Below are 19803 nucleotides of genomic sequence, written 5' to 3'. Positions count from 1 at the left end.
GCGCGGCGAGCCCGTGCCAGTAACAGTCGACGTTGCCCCGCGGTGGACCATGACGCGTTGTCGACTTTTCCGCTGGGTATGCGCCGATCAGATGCTTGCATCTGTGGACGGGTATCCCGCTTGGCACCATGGAGGTAAACGACATGACGTCGGTGGGCGACGCTTTTCGGACCGCGCGGGAGCAGCTGCTCTCGTTGCGCGGCAGTGCTGGCGAGGCGGCCAGCACATTCTCGTTTCCCCGGCTCGACGGAGCGTTCAACTGGGCGCATGACTGGTTCGACGTGGTGGCGGATGGTCAGGCGCGTCCGGCGCTCGTCATCGTCGAGGAGGACGGTTCACGTTCCGCGGTGACTTTCGACGAGATGCGCCGCCGTTCCAACCGGCTGGCGGCCCATCTCCTGGGGCAAGGTGTCGGCCGTGGTGACCGCGTCCTGCTCATGCTGGGCAACCAGGTCGAGCTGTGGGAGTCGATGCTCGCGGTCATGAAGCTCGGCGGCGTCATTCTGCCGACCACGACCGCGCTCGGCTCGGCCGACCTCGCCGACCGGGTCGCCCGCGCGCATGTCTCGGCGGTCATCTGCAACCCCGCGGACACAGCAAAGTTCGACCAGGTGCCGGGCGCCTATCTGAGATTCTCGGTAGGCGCCGCCGAGGGCTGGCGCGACCTGCGCGACGCGGCCGGCGAGGCCGAGGACGCGTTACCTCATCCGGGCACCGCCGCGTCGGACCCGCTTCTGCTGTACTTCACCAGCGGAACGACCAGTCGCCCGAAGCTGGTCGAGCACACCCAGGTGTCGTACCCGGTCGGCCACCTGTCGACGATGTACTGGCTCGGGCTGGTGCCGGGGGACGTCCACCAGAACGTCAGCTCGCCGGGTTGGGCGAAGCACGCGTGGTCGTGTTTCTTCGCGCCGTGGAACGCGGAGGCGACCGTTTTCGTCTACAACTACGCCCGGTTCGACGCCGCCGGTGTGCTGGCCCAGCTCGAGGCCGAGCGGGTGACGACGTTCTGCGCGCCGCCGACGGTGTGGCGCATGTTGATCACGGCCGACCTGGGACAGCGCCCCTCCGCCCTGCGGGAGGTCGTCGGCGCGGGGGAGCCCCTCAACCCCGAGGTCATCGCGCGGATCGAGGACCGGTGGGGCCTCACGGTGCGGGACGGGTTCGGGCAGACGGAGACGACGGCGCTCGTCGGCAACCCGCCTGGAGCCGCGGTGAAGCCCGGTTCGATGGGGCACGCGCTGCCGGGTGTCCCGCTCGTCCTCGTCGATCCCGTCAGCAACAAGCCTGTCAGCGCGCCAGGCGAGGGCGAGCTCTGCCTGGATCTGTCCCAGGATCCGCTGAACCTCATGGTCGGATACCTCGACGACACTGAGCGCAACAACGAGGCGATGGCCGGCGGTTTTTACCACACTGGCGATGTCGCCTCCATCGACGAGGACGGCTACATCACCTTCACCGGACGCACCGACGACATCTTCAAGGCATCCGACTACAAGCTCAGCCCTTTCGAGCTGGAGAGCGCGCTCCTCGAGCATCCCGCCGTCGCGGAGGCCGCCGTCGTCCCGGCCCCGGACCCGGTTCGGCACGCCGTACCGAAGGCCTACGTCGTCCTGGCCCCCGGGCACGAACCCACCGCCCAGACGGCGCGGGACATCCTGGAGTTCGCGCGGGGCCGGTTGGCGCCCTTCCAGCGCGTCCGCCGGATCGAGTTCTTCGACCTGCCGAAGACGATCTCCGGAAAGATCCGGCGCGTCGAGCTCCGCCAGCGCGAGGAGAACCTCGCCGCCGGAGAGACGAAGGCCGGCTGGTCCGACGACGACTTCCCGGAGCTGAAGGGCAGCACCGGCCGGTCTCAATAGCCCCACAGAACTGGATCTCGGCCGGCGGGCCATCCGTGAGTCAGGAGCTCCTCTCGACGCCCGATCCGCGCGTCAGTGCGTGACCGGCAAGCGGTTGGTGCGCGGTCAGCCCGCTCGCAGGATGCGTAGGGTGCGGGCGGACAACATGGCGACGCTGCGGCCTCGGGAGGCCATGCGCTCGTCGGTGGACTCGCCGCGGGCGTAGCGGGCGTAGAGCTGCTGGCGGATGACGGCGACCCGCCAGCAGGCGAACGCCTCGTACCAGGCGATGGCGGCGAGGTCGAGGTCGCTGCGAGCGGCGTAGCGGTCGACGACCTCGGCGCGGGTCGGCAGGCCGAGCGTGTCCATGCCTGGGTCGTGGATGGCGTGGTCGTCGTCGGTGTCGGCCGGGTCGGGCCAGTAGTTCAGCAGGGTGCCCAGGTCGGCGAGCGGGTCGGCGAGCGTGGCCATGTCCCAGTCGAAGACGGACGCGACCCTGTCCGGGCGTCCAGGCGCGAACTGACAGTTGTTGATTTTGAAGTCGTTGTGGACGAGGGCCGCGGCCTGGCTGGCCGGCAGGCGCTCGGACAGCAGGTCGGCGGTCTGCGTCATCGCGGCGTCGTGCGCCGGATCGGCCCACGGAGCGACGCGCTGCCAGCGGTCACGCCAACCGGCCAGCTGCCGCTCGAGGAATCCGTCGGGACGGCCGAGCCGGTCCAGGTCGCAGGCGGCGGGATCGACCATGTGCAGGTCCGCGAGGGCGTCCACGGTGGCGAGCCCGAGCTGGTGGGCCACACCGGGCCCGCCGAGCCCGTCAGGGATCACTCCCCACACCACGATGCCGGGCCGGTACTCCGACACCAGGAAGTCGCTGCCGACCACGTCCGCGTCGTCGCAGAACAGAAATGCGCGCGGCGCTCGGTCGTAGACCCGCCACAGCCGGGAGAGCACCCGGTGCTCGCGGCGCATGTCGTGCGCGCCCGGGGCGATGAGGCCGAACGGTGGGCGGCGCAGCACGAAGCGGCGATCACCGAAACGCAGCAGGTAGGTGAGGTTGGCCGAGCCGTTCGGGAACTGCGCCACGTCCATCGGCCCGTCGACGCCGAGCAGCGGGGCCAGGTAGTCCCTGATCCGCTCCCAGGGCAGGTCCTGGCCGGGCCGGACCGGGGCGAGTTCGGGCGGGATCCCGCCCGTGGACGACTCGGTCGCCGGCTCGGTCATCGGTAGCCCCTGAGCGCCGGCCGGGCGGGTCGCCTAGCCGGCATGGACGGCCTGCTCGATCTGCTCGGCGAAGCGCTCGCGCGCGGCGGCGCGGCGCGCCGGCAGGTGACCCGACGGGAACAGGCTGTCGGCCGGCTCGCACCGTGCGAGCAGAGTGCGCGCCAGATTGGTCTTGTGGACTTCGGTCGCGCCGTCGGCGAGGCCCATCTGGAAGCTTTCCAAAACCCAGGCGCCGAACGGCATCTCGTTCGAGATTCCCAGCGAGCCGTGGATCTGCACGGCCCGCGAGGCCACGTCGTGCAGGACCTTGGGCATCGCGGCCTTCACCGCGGAGATGTCGGCGCGGACCTGGTCGTAGTCGTTGTAGCGGTCGATGCGCCAGGCGGTGCGCAGGACGAGCAGGCGGAACTGCTCGATCTCGATCCACGAGTCGGCGATCATCGCCTGCACGAGCTGCTTGCGGGCGAGCGGCTCGCCCTTGGTGACCCGGCTGAGTGCCCGCTCGCACATCATGTCGAACGCTTCGCGGACCAGCCCGACGGTGCGCATCGCGTGGTGGATCCGGCCGCCGCCGAGCCGGGTCTGCGCGACGGCGAAGCCCTGTCCGCGGTCGCCGAGCAGATGGTCGGCAGGGATGCGTACATCCTCGTAGCGGATATAGGCGTGCGCGCCGTCGGCGTCGTTCTGGCCGGCGACGGCCACGTTGCGCACGATCGTGATGCCGGGGGTGTCCGCCGGGACGACAAACATCGACTGCCGCCGGTGCTGGCCGGCGTCGGGTTCGGTGACCGCCAGGACGATGAGGAACGAGGCGTACCGGGCGTGGCTGGAGAACCACTTCTCGCCGTTGATGACCCACTCGCCGCCGTCGAGGTCGGCGCGAGTGGTGAACTGGGTCGGGTCGCTGCCGCCCTGGGGCTCGGTCATCGAGAACGCCGACACGATCTCGCCTGCGACGAGCGGGTCGAGGTAGCGCTTCCTGAGCTCATCGGTGCCGTAGCGGGCCAGGATCTCCGCGTTGCCGGAGTCGGGTGACTGGCAGCCGAACACCACCGGAGCGGCGGCGGACCGGCCGAGGATCTCGTTCATCAGCGCGAGCTTGAGCTGCCCATATCCCGGGCCGCCGAGCTCTGGACCGAGGTGGCAGGCCCACAGCCCACGTTCGCGCACCTTCTGCTGCAACGGTGGGACCAGCTCGGCGCGCAGCGGATTCCGCAGGTCGCGCGCGTTTCGGACCAGCATGTCGACCGGCGCCACCTCGCCTCGGACGAACTCGTCGATCCAGTCGAGTTCGACCTGAAAGTCGGGATCGGTCTCGAAGCCCCAGCCCATGCGTACTCCCTTGCCGACGTCTGCTCGCATGCTCCACGATGCGTTCTCAATCGTCCCCACGCGCGCAGAGACAGGTATTCGCGCCGGTCAGCACCCGAGGACCATCGCGCGGCCACCGCCCGCGCCGCGCCGTGGGTCGTGGCCGGCGGGCTACTTGAGAAGGGCTCCCGCGTCGACGGGCAGGGGCACGCCGGTGAGGAACCGGCCCTCGTCCGAGACCAGGAACAGCGCGGCGTTGGCGATGTCCTCCGGCTCCACCCAGGGGGTGGGCAGCAGGTGCATGTTCTGCGACACCACCGCGAAGTCGTCGATGGTCGGGTTCGGAAGGTCGGGCCGGAACATCTTGAAGGTGCCCTCGTGGATCGTCATCGGCGTGTTCACCTGGGTCGGGTGCAGCGAGTTGACCCGGATGTTGTACGAGCCGAGCTCCATCGCCAGGGTGCGCATCAGGCCGACCACGCCGTGCTTGGGGGCGATGTAGTGGCCGATGTGCGGGTGGGCCATGAGGCCACCGGCGGAGCTGGTCAGCACGATGGACCCGCCACGCTTGCCGGCGATGATGTGCGGGATGGAAACCTTGGTCGACAGCCAGACGCCGGTCAGGTTGATATCGATCGTGTCCTGCCAGGTCTTGGCGTCCATCTTGTGCATCAGCGCGCCGGTCGCGCCGATGCCGGCGTTCGCGATGACGATGTCCAGCCGGCCGAACTCGGCGACACCCTCGTCCACGACGGCCTTCATCGCGTCGTGGTCCCGGACGTCGGCCTGGACCGCGTGGATACGCCGGCCGGTCTTCTCCACCAGGCCCACGGTCTCGGCCAGGTCCTCCGGCGTCGACATCTGGAACCGCACGCCGTCGAGCGGCTTGCAAATGTCGATCGCGATGATGTCGGCGCCCTCCTGGGCCAGCCGGACGGCGTGGGCGCGCCCCTGACCGCGTGCGGCGCCGGTGATGAAGGCGACCTTGCCCTCGACTCGTCCAGCCATCGTTACCTCACTTTGTGTTGAGCGAACCATCTTGCGCACACTTCTCCATCAATGCTGAACATTCGTTTAGCATGTGGTCTTGGGCACCGTCAAGCGCTGGAAGGGATGGCGCGACGACAGGGATGGTGAGGCTTCGTGACTCACGCGTTGAAAATCCTCGAGCCACGCATCGTCGCGGCGCGGCCGTTTGTGAACTCGGCCATGGTCGGCGCCGTTCGCCCGACGATCAGGAATATCTGCCCGGCACTGCCGTCGCCCGGCTGCCGGGGCTGGATGGGACCTGCCTGGTCAGCGGTCGCCGCGGTCGTGGCTCACGTCGACGCGGCCCGCCGCGCTCGCGGGGTCTGGCGCCGGGAGGCACGGCTGTCCGAGGTGCTCCTCGACGCGCCGCAGGCATTCCTCGATGTAGGAGATCGTCTCCTCGTGGCTGCCCTTGACGCCGAGGGTGTCCTCCATCACGAGGGTGCGGGCGATACTGGGCATGAGCATCGCCATGACGCTGGGCGGGACGCCGCCGAGATCGATCTCCCGGCGGTCGACGAGCCTGGTCAGGGTGGCGAGCTCCGCCTCGCGATAGCGCTCGGAGTAGCTCGCTATCTCGGCGCGGATGGCCTTGCGGTGGTTGGCGAGCGCCATGAACTCCAGCAGCAGCGCGGTGCCTCGCGGGTCGGTCGCGAGCTCCCAGAGCGCGTGCAGCGGCCGGGGTGAGGCGAGGGCCCGTGCCTGGCGGGCGAGTGCCTTGTCCGCGCCGCGGCGGAAGACGGCCAGGAGCAGGTCGTCGAGGGTGCCGAAGTAGTAGTAGACGAGACCGGGGTTCGCGGCCGCCGTGGCCGCGACCCGGCGCGTGGTGACCGCGGCGTAGCCCTCCTCGAGCATCAGCTGCTCGGCCGCGTCGATCAGTGCTACCCGGGTCGGTGAGTCCAGGGCGCCACGGCGGCGCGAGTCGGGCGCGCCATCCCCGGGTGAGCTGGCCGATGCGTCGGCGCCATCGGCGCCATCGGCGCCATCGGTGCTGGGCCGTGGCCTTGACCGGTCGCTCAGCGGGGTGTTAGACATACGCCTAAGCGTACCGTTAGACGTCCGCCTAAACAGCGGTGGGCCGTCGCCGACGGATTGTCCAGGACTGCCAGCCCGCGGGCGGCACTGACCTCGCGATGGGCGCGTGGCGGCGTCGAGCCATCACTTCGATTCGAGTGGAAAGGGCTGATCTCACCATGGGCAGCCGGCTGAGCTTCCCCGTCTTCGACGCCGACAACCACCTGTACGAGACAGAGGACGCCTTCACCCGCTATCTCCCGGAGCAGTACCGGTCGGCGATCGAGTATGTCGACGTCCGTGGCCGGAAGAAGATCGCGATCCGCGGAGTGATCAGCGACTACATCCCGAACCCGACGTTCGACGTCGTTGCTCGCCCAGGCGCGCAGGAGGACTACTTCCGCAACGGCAACCCGGAGGGGAAGTCGTATCGGGAGATCATCGGGAAGCCGATGCGGGCCATCCCGGCGTTCCGCGAGCCGGCACCGCGCCTGGAGCTGATGAACGAGCTCGGCGTGGACGGCGCGCTGATGTTCCCGACGCTCGCAAGCCTGCTCGAGGAGCGGATGCGTGACGACCCGGAGCTGACCCACGTCGCCATCCACGCGCTCAACGAGTGGATCCACGAGGTGTGGAGCTTCGACTACCAGTCGCGGATCTTCTCGACGCCGGTCATCACCCTGCCGATCGTCGAGAAGGCCATCGCCGAGCTGGAGTGGGTCGTGGAGCGCGGCGCCAAGGTGGTGCTGGTCCGCCCCGCCCCGGTGCCGGGCTTCCGCGGTTCGCGCTCGTTCGGGATGCCGGAGTTCGACCCGTTCTGGAAGGCCGCCGAGGACGCCGGAGTGCTGGTGGCGATGCACTCGTCGGACAGCGGCTACACGCGGTACCAGGGCGACTGGACCGGCCCGGGGGAGATGCTGCCGTTCCGGCCGAACGCGTTCGGTCTGGTGTCGGTGGGCTTCCGGCCGTTGGAGGACTCGCTGGCCGCGCTCGCCTGCGAGAACGTCCTGTCGCGTTTCCCGAACCTGAAGGTGGCGGTGGTCGAGGCCGGCAGTGAATGGCTGCCCGGCCTTTTCGCCCGGCTGGCGGATGCCTACAAGAAGATGCCCCAGGCGTTCGACGAGCACCCCGTCGACGTGATCAGGCGCAACGTGTACATCAGCCCGTTCCACGAGGACAACCTCGCCCAGCTGGTCGAGCTCATGGGCGCCGAGCACGTCATGTTCGGCTCGGACTATCCACACCCCGAGGGCCTCGCCGAGCCGTGCTCGTTCATCGACCACCTGCCGCCAGGCCTCGAGCAGGACGCCGTCGAGAAGATCATGGGTGGCAACCTCGCGGGGCTCCTCGGTCTCGGCGTCAAGGTCTGACGGCGGCTTCCGCGCCCGTCCGGCCCCGACCACGTGCGGACGTGGTCGCACCGAAGAGTTTCCGTCGGTACCGCGGCGCGTCGGACCGCCCGGTACCGACGGAACTTCTTGTTCCACGAACCCCGGCCGTGCCCATGCCCGCCGGGGGCGACCTGGGACCCCGGCTGATGGTCGACGAGATCGCCGGGATCCCTTCGCGGTGATCCCGAAGGAGCGGGCGCCCGTGGGCGCGCCGCGAGCGGGAGCGGCCGACGCGGACGCCGCCATCCATTCCCGCAGCGAGTGGGCGTGGCTTGTTCGTCGAGAAGCAGGCACAGCTTGCGTGAGAAAGGACGGATCCGTGACGGACCTGTACTGGGACCCGTTCGACAAGGAGATCGACGTCGACCCGTATCCCGTCTGGCGGCGGATGCGGGACGAGGCACCGGTCTACCGCAATGAGAAGTTCGACTTCTACGCGCTGTCCCGGCACGCGGACGTCGACGCGGCGCATCTGGATCCGGCGACGTTCAGCTCGGCGCATGGCACCGTGCTGGAGATCATGTCGCCCGAGCCGATGAACGTCGGGCAGATGATCTTCATGGATCCGCCCACGCACACGACGATGCGGGTACTGGTGTCCCGCGCCTTCACTCCGCGACGAGTCGGCGGGATGGAGGGCGCCATCCGCGCGATCGCCGCCCAGCTGCTCGACTCCCGGATCGGCTCCGGCGGTTTCGACTTCGTTCAGGACTTCGCGGCCCTGCTGCCGTCGATGGTGATCTCCGAGCTGATCGGTGTCGATCCGGCGGATCGCGAGGAGGTCCGGCGGACGATCGACCAGTCGCTGCACATCGACGACGAGAAGGGGATCGTCAACGATGTCTCCTTCGCCGCTCAGATCAAGATGCACGGCTACTTCTCCGACCAGATCGAGGCCCGGCGCAAGGCACCGCGCGACGACATGATGACCGCGCTCGTCCAGGCCGAGGTCAGAGCGGCCGACGGTGGTACCCGAAGGCTGTCGACCTCCGAGGCGGCCGACTTCACCAACCTGCTGGTCAGCGCGGGGACGGAGACCGTAGCCCGGCTGCTTGGCTGGGCCGGCGCGCTGCTGGCCGCCCATCCGGACCAGCGTGCCCAGCTCGCCGCGGACCCGTCACTGATCAGGGACGCGCTCGAGGAGACGCTGCGTTACGAGGCGCCGTCCCCGGTCCAGGGCCGGGTTACCAAGCGGGACGTCGAGCTGCACGGCACCACCATCCCGGCCGGGTCGAAGGTCCTGCTGCTCACGGCATCCGCGGGGCGGGACGAGCGCAGGTACCCCGACCCCGATCGCTACGACATCCACCGTGTCATCGACAGCCATGTGTCGTTCGGTCACGGCATCCACTTCTGCCTCGGCGCGGGGCTGGCTCGTCTCGAAAGCCGGCTGGCCCTGGAGGAGGCCCTGCGGCGTTTCCCGGCCTGGGATGTCGACCACGACAACGCCGTACGCGTGCACACCAGCACCGTCCGCGGCTACGAGAAGCTGCCCATCGCCTTCTGACTGTAATCAAAGGTAAGTCAAAGGTACATCGAACCGCTCGCCACGCCTCAAAAGAGAAAGGGGGTGACCCGTTGTTGACGGAGCTGACCGCCGACCAGGAGATGCTGCGTGAGACCACCGCGCGTTTCCTCGCCGCCGAGGTACCGGTAGACAAGATCCGAGGGCTCCGCGCCGACGCGGCCGGGTTCGACCTGGATTTCTGGCGCCGCGGTGCCGAACTTGGCTGGACGTCGCTGCTGGTGTCCGAGGCGGACGGCGGCGGATCGGTCAGTGGGTCCGCGCTCGCGGACCTGTGCATGATCGCGCACGAGTTCGGCGCCCGCGCGGCGCCGGGACCGCTGGTGGCGACGAACGTCGTCGCGGCCGCGCTGAGCGCCGCCGGTGAGGAGCGTTTCGCGCCGGTGCTGGAATCCCTGCTGTCCGGCGCCTCGGTCGCCTCGTGGTGCCACGCGGAGCCGTCCTCGCAGGCCGGCCCGCGGCAGGTGGCCCTGCGGTGCCCTGCCGAGGGCGGCGACGTCGTGCTGAACGGCGTGAAGCGTCCGGTCGAGGCGGCCGGGCAGGCCGACTACCTTCTCGTTACCGGACGTGCGGCCGAGGGACTGACGCAGGTGCTGGTTCCGGTTGACACGGCTGGCGTGTCGACGGAGCCGATGCGCACCATCGACCTGACGCGCCGATTCTCGGTCGTGCGCTTCAACGAGGTCCGGCTTCCGGCCAGCGCCGTGGTCGGCGAGCTGGGCGGTGCCGCCGCGCAGATAGAGCGGCAGGCGCAGCTCGCCGCCGTCCTCGGCAACGCGGAGGCGGTCGGCGCCCTGCAGGCCGCCTTCGACATGACGGGGCGAACGAGGCGAGCACGTCGCGACCCGACGGCCGTTTGCCGAGGTCGGGCTCGGGCTGGCCGTGCAGGGTCGGGTTGATCGCGTCCAGCACCGCGCGCATCTCGGCCGGCCACTCGCGTGGCGGGAGCGGGGTTATGCGAGCCATCGCACCTCCTCTGGGTCTGCTGGCTCCGGGGCTTCTGGGCGTCGTTCGGAATTGCCTGCGACCGGCTCGGCCCGCCGCTCAGCCGATCGTCCGGCCGCCGTTGACCCCGATCACCTGGCCGGTGACGAAGCTCGCCTCGTCGCGCACGACGTAGGCGCAGGCCGCGGCGATGTCGTCGGGCTGGCCCACCCGTCGCACCGGCGTCGAGCGCACGTGCGTCTCGACCCCACTGCCCAGGTAGCCGGCGGCGCTGCTGCTCTGCAGCGTCGGCGTGTCGATGAAGCTCGGCGGGATGGCGTTCACCGTGATTCCCTTGGACCCGAGCTCCTTGGCCAGGGACCTCGTCAGGCCGATGACGCCGGCCTTGGTCGACGCGTAGTGGGTCTGCAGTGCGTTGCCGACCTGTCCGGCCGAGGACGCGATGTTCACGATGCGCCCCCAACCACGGCGATCATGTCCGGGACGACCGCCTGACAGCAGTCGAAGGTGCCGCGCATGTTCACGGCGAACACCCGGTCGAAGTCCTCCCGGGTGATGTCGAGGAAGCGCTTGAACGGCGAGATGCCCGCGTTGTTCACGAGGATCGTCGCCGGGCCGAACACGGCCCGCACCTCGGCGGCCGCCTCGTCGATCCGTGACCGGTCGGCGACGTCGACGGCCAGGCCCACCGCCCGGCCACCGGCCTCCTCGATGAGGGCGGCCGTGGCCTTGGCCGTGTCGCCGTCGAGGTCCCACACGGCGACCGCCGCGCCCTCGGCCGCCAGCCGCCTGCTGATGGCCAGCCCGATACCCGAGCCGCCGCCGGTGACGATGGCGGTCCTGGGTTCGGCCCACGCCGGAAACGGATTCATGCTGAACGACCGTACAGGGACTGCTGTGAACGGGCAAGTGAACCCTGCGCGCCACCGTGGCTGGTGCCCGGCGACGGTCAGCGTCGCCGAATCGCCGTCACAGGAGTGCCGACGTCGCGTCGCCGAACTGTGCCGCGTGCAGGCGCGCGTAGGCGCCGCCCGCGGCGATGAGCTGGTCGTGCGTGCCCTGCTCGACGATCGCCCCCTCGTCCATGACCACGATCGTGTCCGCGTCGCGGATCGTGGACAGGCGGTGCGCGATGACGAACGCCGTGCGGCCTTCTCGAAGACTTGCCATGGCCCGTTGGATGAGGACCTCGGTGCGCGTGTCCACCGAGCTGGTCGCCTCGTCGAGCACGAGAACGGCGGGCTCGGTGAGAAACGCGCGGGCGATGGTGAGCAGCTGTCTCTCCCCGGCGCTGACGCCGGAACCGTCGTCGTCGAGGACGGTGTCATAGCCGTCGGGCAGGGTTCGGATGAGCCGGTCGGCGTGCGCGGCTCTCGTCGCGGCGACGATCTGCTCGCGGGTGGCGTCGGGCCTGCCAAAGGCGATGTTGTCGGCGATGGTCCCGCCGAACAGCCAGGTGTCCTGCAGGACCATTCCGATGCGGGACCGCAGCCGGGCGCGCGGCAGCGTGGCGACGTCGACGTCGTCCAGCGTTATGCGCCCGGCGCCGACCTCGTAGAAACGCATGAGCAGGTTGACCAGTGTGGTCTTGCCGGCGCCCGTCGGGCCCACGATGGCGATCGTCTGCCCCGGCTCGGCGACCAGCGACAGGTTCTCGATGAGCGGCCTGGCGGGGGTGTAGCGGAAGGTCACGTCCTCGAACGCGACGCGGCTCGCCGTCGGTGTCGCCAGCCGGTCGGGCCCGACCGGGTCCGGCGACTGCTCGGGTGCGTCGAGCAGCTCGTAGACCCGCTCGGCCGAGGCGATGCCGGACTGCACCATGCCGGCCATGCTCGCCAGGTAGACGAGCGGCTGGCTGTACTGGCGCGAGTACTGGATGAACGCCTGGATGTCGCCGACCGTCAGCGCGCCGGCGGCGATCCGCACCCCGCCGACCACCGCGACGAGGACGTAGTTGAGGTTGCTGAGGAACACCATCGCGGGCTGCAGGACGCTCGAGGTGGCCTGGGCCCGGCGGGTCGTCTCGGCCAGCGCCTCGTTGCCCTCGGCGAAGGCATCCGCCGCCTGCCGCTCGCGCCCGAAGGCCTTCACCACCGCGTGGCCGGTGTACATCTCCTCGATGTGGCCGTTCAGCCGTCCGGTCTGCTTCCACTGCTCCAGGTAGAGCGGCTGCGCCCGCCTGCCGACCAGCACCACGACGAGCAGCGACAACGGGGTGGTGACGAGGGCGATCAGCGCCAGCAGCCAGGAGACCCAGAACATCGCGGCCAGCATTCCCGCGATGCTGACGAGCGGGATGACGAGCTGGCTCAACGTCTGTTGGAGGCTCTGGCTGAGGTTGTCGATGTCGTTGGTGACCCGGCTGAGCAGGTCGCCGCGGCGGTGCTGGTCGATGTAGGAGACGGGTACTCGGGAGATCTTGACCTCGACGTCCTGGCGGAGCCCGCGGATGACGCGCTGCACGGCGAGGTTGGCCATCCATCCCTGGATGAAGGCGCACAGCCCGGCGCCGGCGTAGACCAGCGTCGCGTACAGCAGGGTGCGCGCGAGCGCGCCGGTGTCGATCCCGTGGCCGGGCGTGAAGTCCACGGTGCCGAGCGTCCGCGCGACGGTGCCGTGGCCGTGTGCCCGCAGGTCGGCGATGACCTCGACCCGGGTGGTGCCTGCCTCGAACTGGCGCCCGATCGCGCCGGCCAGGACGAGGTCGGTCGCGCGGCCGAGCAGCCAGGGGCCGGCCGCGGTGAGGACGACGCTGACGACGGCGAACACGCCCGTTCCCGCCAGCAGGCCCCGTTGCCGGCGTACCGCGCGCCAGAGGCGTCCGGCCGTGCGGCGCGTGTCGCTGGACCGGTCGGGCCGCCGCGGGGTCGGGACCGCGGCGGCGGCCGCGCCGGGGCCGCGGGAGCCTCGGGCCCGCCTCACGCCGCTTCCGTCTCGGTCAGCTGCGACAGGACGATCTCGCGGTACGTCGGGTTGCCGGCGAACAGCTCGCGGTGCGTCCCGGTGCCGACCACCCGCCCCTCGTCGAGCACGACGATCCGGTCCGCTCCCCTGATCGTGTTCACCCGCTGGGCCACGATGACCACGGTGGACCCGGAGGTCTCCCGGGTCAGGGCCGCGCGCAGCCGCGCGTCCGTGGCGTAGTCCAGCGCCGAGAAGGAGTCGTCGAACAGGTACACGTCGGGCCTGCCGACCAGGGCGCGCGCGATCGCGATCCGCTGGCGCTGGCCGCCGGAGAGGTTGGTGCCGCCCTGCGTCACCGGTGCCGCCAGGCCCTCGGGGAGCGCCTCGACGAACGCGCGTGCCTGGGCGATGTCCAACGCCCGCCACAGGTCGTCCTCGGTGGCGTCGGGATCCCCGTAGTGCAGGTTCGAGGCGACCGTCCCGGAGAACAGGTACGGACGCTGCGGGACGTAGCCGACCGTGCGGCTCAGCAGCGCCCGGTCCAGCCGGCGCACGTCCGAGCCGCCCACCAGCACCGCGCCCGCCGACGGATCAGCCAGCCGGGGGATCAGGCTGAGCAGCGTGCTCTTGCCGCTGCCGGTGCCGCCGACGACCGCGACGGTCTCGCCCGGGCCGGCGGTGAGGCTCACGCCGGCCAGGACGGGGGCCTCGGCGCCGGGGTAGCGGAACTCCACGTCACGAAGCTCGACCCGCGCGGGGTGGGGGAGTGCCGCCACTCCAGCCGCCGGCGGGGCGACGGTGCTCTCGGTGGCGAGGCCCTCGCCGATGCGCCGGGCGCAGACCTCGGCGCGGGGCAGCATCCGCAGCAGGTAGGTCATCATGACGGCGGCCCCGAGGATCTGCAGGACGTAGCCGAGGAACGCCGACAGGGCCCCGACGCCGATCGCCCCGCTCTCGACGCGCCCCGCCCCGAACCAGACCACGGCCACGCTCGAGACGCTGGCGACCGCCGTGACCAGCGGGAACATCAGCGCCATGATCCGGCCGACGCGGGCGGACGTGTCGGTGAGCAGGTCGTTGGCCACCTCGAAGCGCGTGTGCTCGTGCTCCTCCCGGACGAACGCCCGGATGACCCGCAGCCCGATGATCTGTTCGCGCATGATCCGGTTCACCGAGTCCGTCGTGTCCTGCAGGGTGACCGACAGCGGCGTCATGCGGCGCAGGACCGCCCAGGCGAGACCGCCCAGTACCGGCGCGACGACCACGAGCAGGAGCGACAGCGGCGCGTCCTGGGCGAGGGCGAACACGATCCCGCCGACGCACATGATCGGCGCGGTGACCATGAACGTGAGCGTCGTCTGCACGAGCATCTGGACCTGCTGGATGTCGTTGGTCGTGCGGACGGTCAGCGAGGCCGCGCCGAACCGGTGCAGCTCCCGCGCGGAGAAGGACTGCACGCGGTCGAACATCGCCGCGCGCAGGTCGCGGGCCAGGAACGTGGACATCCGCGCCGCGACCCGCGCGGCGCCGACCGCGCACAGCAGCTGCGCCAGCGACACGCCGGTCATCAGCGCGCCCAGGCGCCAGATGTAGCCCGTGTCGCCGGTCAGGACGCCGTTGTCGATCACGTCGGCGCTCAGGTAGGGAAGGTAGAGGGCGGCCCCGGTCTGGGCGACCTGGAGAGCCGCCACGAGGGCGACGTCCCGTCCGTACGGGCGCGCGTAAGGCAGCAGAAGACGAAGCAGCACGGGGCCTCACAACGGTCGTCGGGGAGAGCGCGCAGCCGGGGGAGCGGGCTGTGCGCCTGCGAGACTAGGCCAGCGAGGCGGGTTGCATCAAGATAGATGCATCATGGTTGATTGATTAGTGTAAGGTTGTCATGGACGGATTCGAACTGTTCCAGCTCGGCCGCAGGCTGATGAAGCTCGGCGAGCAGGCGATCCCCGAGGTCGGGCTCCACCAGCTGTCCGCGCCCACTCGCGCGGTCGTGTTCGACGTCTTCGGGAACCCGGGCAGCTCGATCTCGGACATCACCGCGCGGGTCAGGTTCCCGCAGAGCCAGGTCTCGGCGTGCGTGGCCCGGCTGCGCGAGGCCGGTGTCGTCGAGGCGGTCACCGACCCCGCCGACCGCCGCAGGACGCTGGTGCGCCCCACGGCCGAGGCGCTGCGGCGCTCCCAGGACCGTCCCCCGGCCGAGATCGACGACGCCCTCGCCACGGCGATCGGCAGCACCGACCCGGCCGAGGTTCAACGGGTCAAGGACGCCCTCGAGACGCTGGCCGGCCTGCTGGCGCCGCGGGACCCGGGCGGCGACGCGGCCGCCGCCCGGAACGGGGCGGGACCGGTCGTCAGGTAGCGCCCGGTCGTCAGGTGGCGCCCGGTCGTCAGGTGGCGCCGCGCCAGCGGCGGCGCAGCGCGAAGGCGGCGGCCTTGGGCCGGCGGTCGCGGGTGAAGACGCCCTTCCTGTTCGAGGTTGCCGCGACCGGTCCCGGCCAGATCCGCGCGGCGCCTGCGCAGGAGGTCACACGGCCGATCGGTGAGGCAATCGGTTGCCGTGAATTGCCACTCGTGCGACAGAGACGCGTCGCCTCCTGCGGGATCTGGCCGGGACCGGTTGCCTGGGTGGCGGAGGACGCCTACCGTGGCCGCCCCGGGCCCCCGGCTGAAGGGCGCGCGGCGGCGGCGAGGCCACGCCCGCTCGGAGGCCCTCCAGATGCGAGGCCGAAGGAGTCGACCGATGGCAGAGCCGAACGTGCTGGACGTGCCGTGGGGGCCGCGCGCGGTGACGATCTACGACGTGGCCCGGCACGCCGGCGTCGCCCCCTCGACCGTCTCCCGGGCGTTCTCCCGGCCGGGCCGGGTGAACGCGGCGACCGCCGAACGCATCCGGCGGGTCGCCGACGAGCTCGGCTACCGCGCGAACCCGGTCGCGCGGGCGCTGTCGACCGCCCGCACCAACATGATCGCCGTGATCATCCTGGACATTGCCAACCCCTTCTACGCCGAGATCGTCCGGGGAGCGCAGGCCGCGGCCGCCGCGGCTGGCTACACGGTCGTCCTGGCCGACGCGCAGGAGTCCGACCGGCTCGAGCGTTCAGCGCTGGAACGCGCCGTGACCGCGGTCGACGGGATCGTGCTCGCGAGCTCCCGGATGTCCGACTCGGCCATCCGGATGATCTCCAAGCAGAAGCCGGTGGTCGTGCTGAACAGGGCGGTCGTCGACGTCCCGTGCCTGGTGACGGACAACGCGCGCGGGGCGCGTCACGCCGCGGAGCACCTCGGCGCGCTCGGGCACGAACACGTCACGTACGTCGCCGGACCGGAGGCGTCCTGGGCGGACGGGATGCGATGGTGGTCGTTACGGGAGGCGGCAGCGCAGCTGTCGCTGCGCGTCCGCCGGATCGGCCCGTTCACCCCCGACGTGCGGGGCGGCGTCCAGGCGGCCGAGCAGTTCCAGGCGCAGCCGACGTCCGCCGTGGTCGCCTACAACGACCAGCTGGCCATCGGCCTTATCCGGGGCCTGGCTGGACGCGGGATCCGGGTGCCGGGTGACGTCAGCGTGGTGGGCTTCGACAACATCGCCGCCGCCAACCTCGTTACCCCCGGGCTCACGACGGTGGCCGCGCCGCTGTACACCCAGGGGGTCACGGCGGCCAGGCATGTGCTCGGGATGATCGAGGGCGGCCGGGGCCGGACCGGCCAGCCGGGGGTGCTGCCGGTACGGCTCGTGGTGCGCGACTCGACCGCCGAGCGTCATCGGGACGTGCGCCAGCGACGGCGCGGGCCCGCCCTGGCGGCGTCGCCACTGGCGCTCTAGGACGCCCATCGTCTCCAGCGTCCTGTCCAGGGGTCTGTCCAGCCTGCTGAACATGTGTTAAATATGGCGGTGGGCCAGGACCAGAAGGATGCGATGACGTGATTGCCGCCAGCGCGGAGCGCGACGCATGGACGCTCTCCATGGTCGCCGGCGTCCTCGACGCGTTTCCCAGGACCATCATCGAGGACGGGCCAGCCACTCTTACCGGAAACGACGCCCGATGACGGCGGAAGGCGCCAGGTTTCCCTACTAGGACGCCTCGCTGTGCGTCGAGGCGCGGGTCGAGGACCTGCTCGGCCGGATGACCCTCGAACTCAAGGCCGGCCTGCTGTTCCACACGTTCGCCGCGGTCCCGACGGTGGACGACCCGGTGCCGTTCTTCGGGCTTCCGTCGATCCGTGCGCTGCTCACCGAGCACCGCCTCACTCATTTCAACCTGATCGGCAGGCCGCCCGACGGCCGCGCGTTCGCCGCGTGGCACAACGCGATCCAACGGATCGCGGCCGAGCAGCCGCTCGGCATCCCGGTGACGGGCCAGGCCCGGAGCATGCCGGACCGGACCATAGCGCTGACCTTCGAGGACGGACCGGATCCGCGATGGACACCGGCCATCCTCGACGTGCTCCGTCGGCATGGGGCGCATGCCACCTTCTTCGTTGTCGGCGCTCGGGTGCTGGAGCACCCCGACCTGGTCCGGCGCATCCGACGGGAAGGCCATGAGGTGGGCGTGCACAGCTTCACCCACAGTGACCTCACTGCCGTCCCGGACTGGCGTCGCCGGACCGAACTGGCCCTCTCGCAGTCGGCCCTCGCGGGCACCGGCGCCACCTCCAGCCTGCTGCGTCCGCCCTACTCATCGACGCCGGACGCCGTCTCGGGCGTCGATCAGGTCGTTTATCGGGAACTCGCCGAGCAGGGTTATCTGATCGTCCTCAGCGACCTGAACTCCCTTGACTGGACTCGCCCCGGCGTCGACGCGATAGTGCAGGCGGCGACTCCCGCCGGTACCGGCGGTGCGGTGGTCCTGATGCACGATGGTGGCGGCGACCGTGCCCAGACTGTCGCCGCGGTCGACCGGCTGCTCAGCTCGCTGGATGCGCGGGGCTACCACTTCGTCACCGTCTCCCAAGGGCTGCGACTACCCGCCGATGCGGCGACGCGGCCCTCGGGCGGTGTCACCCGGCTGCGGGGTCAGGCGCTGCTGACGGCCTACACGATCTCCCACGGCATCACCTGGGCGCTTTCCGTACTGCTTGTTCCGCTCACCGCGCTCACGCTCGTCCGGACGCTGATCGTTGTCGCGATCGCACGCAGACACCGGCGGAACACCCGCCGGCAGCGGCGCCGACTGCGGCACAGTGGTGAGATCGCCCCACCGGTCAGTGTCATCGTCCCCGCCTACAACGAGGCGGTCGGAATCACCGACACGGTGCTGTCGCTGGTTGCCAGCGATCACGAGGACCTGGAAGTGATCGTCGTCGACGACGGTTCCACCGACGGCACCGCCGGCATCGTCGAAGCTCTCGACCTGCCCGAGGTGATCGTGGTCCGGCAGGACAACCAGGGTAAGCCGGCCGCCCTCAACCACGGCATCGCGGTCGCCTCGCACGACGTGCTCGTCCTCGTCGACGGGGACACGGTCTTCGAACCGGATACGGTTCGCAAGGTCATCCAGCCGCTGGCCGACCCCGCTGTCGGCGCCGTCGCCGGCAACACCAAGGTCGGCAATCGGCGGCGGCTGCTCGGGCGCTGGCAGCACATCGAATATGTGCAGGGCTTCAATCTCGACCGTCGGATGTTCGACGTGCTCGAATGCATGCCCACGGTGCCCGGTGCCATCGGCGCGTTCCACCGCGATGCCCTGGAGTCGGTGGGCGGCGTCTCCGACGACACCCTCGCCGAGGACACCGACCTGACTATGGCCCTGTGCCGGGCGGGCTGGCGGGTGGTGTACGCCGAGGACGCCCGCGCCTGGACCGAGGCACCGTCCTCTCTCAGCGCCCTGTGGCGGCAGCGTTACCGTTGGTGCTACGGCACGATGCAGGCGATGTGGAAGCACCGGCACGCCCTCGTGGAACACGGCGCGGCTGGTCGGTTCGGCCGCCGTGGGCTCCCCTACCTGCTGATGTTCCAGGTGCTGCTGCCGATGCTCGCCCCCGCGGTCGACCTGATGGCCGTCTATGGCCTGCTGTTCGCCGACCGCGGTCTGGTCCTCGCCTTCTATCTCGGTTTCCTCGGCATACAGCTCGCCAGCACCGCATACGCCTTCCGCCTGGACGCCGAACCACTTGGCCCGCTCTGGGCACTGCCGTTCCAACAGATCGTCTACCGGCAGGTCATGTACCTGGTGATCATCCAGTCCGTGGTCAGCGCGCTACTGGGCAGCCGGCTGCGCTGGCACAAACTTGCTCGTGCCGGCAGTGCCGGCTTGGCGCTGGACGGCCGCTCGACGGTCGGATCGGCAGGACGGATGTAGGAAGCGTCCGAGGGCGGTCGGCGCGTGGGAGCCGGGGGCGACCGTGGCCCGTTCCGAACTTGCCGGCTGGGCCGGATACGGCTACTGCGCGTCGCACTCGAGCAGGTCACGCCCCGAGGCCGAGTTCTGGCAGGTACACCCGCCAGGTGAAAAGGCTCACCGGTCAGCGGTACCACCGCTGGTAGGCGCCTCCGTTGCAGGTGTTGTGGCGAAGTCCCTGCGAGACGCTGTCGCCGATACACAGTCCGGACTGTTCGTTTCGGAGTTGGTAGCTGCCGTCGCTCTGGACGGTGAGTTTCCACCGCTGGTAGGCGCCTCCGTTGCACGTG

The 19803-nt window shown here is 70.3% G+C and carries 15 protein-coding genes and 2 pseudogenes; 8 read left to right on the top strand and 9 right to left on the bottom strand.

All coding sequences use genetic code 11. The features are described 5' to 3' along the window. Nucleotides 1–143: 143 nt before the first annotated feature. The gene (locus BCD48_RS44290) at nucleotides 144–1862 is read left to right on the top strand and encodes an AMP-binding protein (protein ID WP_071054819.1); all 1719 of its coding nucleotides are present in this window, start codon (nucleotides 144–146) and stop codon (nucleotides 1860–1862) included. A 105-nt stretch (nucleotides 1863–1967) separates the two neighbouring features. Here the strand turns inward: BCD48_RS44290 and BCD48_RS44285 are convergent, their stop codons facing one another. From BCD48_RS44285 to BCD48_RS44270, 4 genes are all read right to left on the bottom strand, one after another. Beyond that, the gene (locus BCD48_RS44285; RefSeq protein ID WP_071054800.1) at nucleotides 1968–3062 is read right to left on the bottom strand and encodes a phosphotransferase family protein; all 1095 of its coding nucleotides are present in this window, start codon (nucleotides 3060–3062) and stop codon (nucleotides 1968–1970) included. Nucleotides 3063–3095: 33 nt separating this feature from the next. Continuing rightward, nucleotides 3096–4394, bottom strand: coding sequence for an acyl-CoA dehydrogenase family protein (locus tag BCD48_RS44280; protein WP_071054798.1), 1299 nt, complete (start codon nucleotides 4392–4394; stop codon nucleotides 3096–3098). Between the two features lie 150 nt (nucleotides 4395–4544). Next, complete coding sequence (locus tag BCD48_RS44275) at nucleotides 4545–5381, bottom strand: mycofactocin-coupled SDR family oxidoreductase (protein WP_071054796.1); 837 nt, start codon at nucleotides 5379–5381, stop codon at nucleotides 4545–4547. 288 nt (nucleotides 5382–5669) lie between these two features. Continuing rightward, the gene (locus BCD48_RS44270) at nucleotides 5670–6437 is read right to left on the bottom strand and encodes a TetR/AcrR family transcriptional regulator (protein WP_083420156.1); all 768 of its coding nucleotides are present in this window, start codon (nucleotides 6435–6437) and stop codon (nucleotides 5670–5672) included. Between the two features lie 158 nt (nucleotides 6438–6595). On the opposite strand from BCD48_RS44270, the gene BCD48_RS44265 reads away from it, so the two are divergent. From BCD48_RS44265 to BCD48_RS44255, 3 genes and pseudogenes are all read left to right on the top strand, one after another. Next, entirely contained in the window at nucleotides 6596–7786 is a 1191-nt protein-coding gene (locus BCD48_RS44265) for an amidohydrolase family protein (RefSeq protein WP_071054794.1), read from the top strand. Nucleotides 7787–8126: 340 nt separating this feature from the next. Continuing rightward, nucleotides 8127–9314, top strand: a complete 1188-nt coding sequence (locus tag BCD48_RS44260; RefSeq protein ID WP_071054792.1) for a cytochrome P450 — start codon at nucleotides 8127–8129, stop codon at nucleotides 9312–9314. 71 nt (nucleotides 9315–9385) lie between these two features. Beyond that, a pseudogene (locus BCD48_RS44255) lies at nucleotides 9386–10150 on the top strand (acyl-CoA dehydrogenase family protein); the annotation flags it as partial. 226 nt (nucleotides 10151–10376) lie between these two features. Here BCD48_RS44255 and BCD48_RS44250 read toward each other — a convergent pair. From BCD48_RS44250 to BCD48_RS44240, 3 genes and pseudogenes are all read right to left on the bottom strand, one after another. Continuing rightward, nucleotides 10377–11149, bottom strand: a pseudogene (locus tag BCD48_RS44250) (SDR family NAD(P)-dependent oxidoreductase). A 97-nt stretch (nucleotides 11150–11246) separates the two neighbouring features. Continuing rightward, nucleotides 11247–13199: an ABC transporter ATP-binding protein gene (locus BCD48_RS44245; RefSeq protein WP_071054788.1), complete on the bottom strand. Its 1953-nt coding sequence runs from the start codon at nucleotides 13197–13199 to the stop codon at nucleotides 11247–11249. Then, nucleotides 13196–14929: an ABC transporter ATP-binding protein gene (locus tag BCD48_RS44240; RefSeq protein ID WP_071054786.1), complete on the bottom strand. Its 1734-nt coding sequence runs from the start codon at nucleotides 14927–14929 to the stop codon at nucleotides 13196–13198. The genes BCD48_RS44245 and BCD48_RS44240 overlap by 4 nt, the downstream gene beginning before the upstream one ends. A gap of 131 nt (nucleotides 14930–15060) precedes the next feature. On the opposite strand from BCD48_RS44240, the gene BCD48_RS44235 reads away from it, so the two are divergent. Then, a complete protein-coding gene (locus BCD48_RS44235) occupies nucleotides 15061–15537 on the top strand; it encodes a helix-turn-helix domain-containing protein (RefSeq protein WP_071054784.1) in 477 nt (158 codons plus the stop codon). A gap of 28 nt (nucleotides 15538–15565) precedes the next feature. Here BCD48_RS44235 and BCD48_RS57120 read toward each other — a convergent pair whose 3' ends face one another. Continuing rightward, a complete protein-coding gene (locus BCD48_RS57120) occupies nucleotides 15566–15706 on the bottom strand; it encodes a hypothetical protein (protein WP_198543654.1) in 141 nt (46 codons plus the stop codon). Between the two features lie 212 nt (nucleotides 15707–15918). Between BCD48_RS57120 and BCD48_RS44230 the strand changes: the two genes are divergently transcribed. The 3 genes from BCD48_RS44230 (at nucleotide 15919) to BCD48_RS44225 (ending at nucleotide 19474) form a co-directional block, all read left to right on the top strand. After that, nucleotides 15919–16998, top strand: coding sequence for a LacI family DNA-binding transcriptional regulator (locus BCD48_RS44230; protein ID WP_071054782.1), 1080 nt, complete (start codon nucleotides 15919–15921; stop codon nucleotides 16996–16998). 98 nt (nucleotides 16999–17096) lie between these two features. Then, complete coding sequence (locus tag BCD48_RS55265) at nucleotides 17097–17222, top strand: hypothetical protein (RefSeq protein WP_274536643.1); 126 nt, start codon at nucleotides 17097–17099, stop codon at nucleotides 17220–17222. Between the two features lie 77 nt (nucleotides 17223–17299). Beyond that, entirely contained in the window at nucleotides 17300–19474 is a 2175-nt protein-coding gene (locus tag BCD48_RS44225) for a bifunctional polysaccharide deacetylase/glycosyltransferase family 2 protein (RefSeq protein WP_083420153.1), read from the top strand. Between the two features lie 163 nt (nucleotides 19475–19637). Here the strand turns inward: BCD48_RS44225 and BCD48_RS56255 are convergent. Further along, nucleotides 19638–19803, bottom strand: a 166-nt coding sequence (locus BCD48_RS56255) for an RICIN domain-containing protein (protein WP_198543653.1), incomplete at its 5' end; no start/stop codon positions are given.

This window comes from Pseudofrankia coriaricola (assembly GCF_001854805.1).
Taxonomy (GTDB): domain Bacteria; phylum Actinomycetota; class Actinomycetes; order Frankiales; family Frankiaceae; genus Pseudofrankia.
Note: the sequence above shows the minus strand (reverse complement) of the source record. Positions and strands in the feature narration are given on the sequence as shown.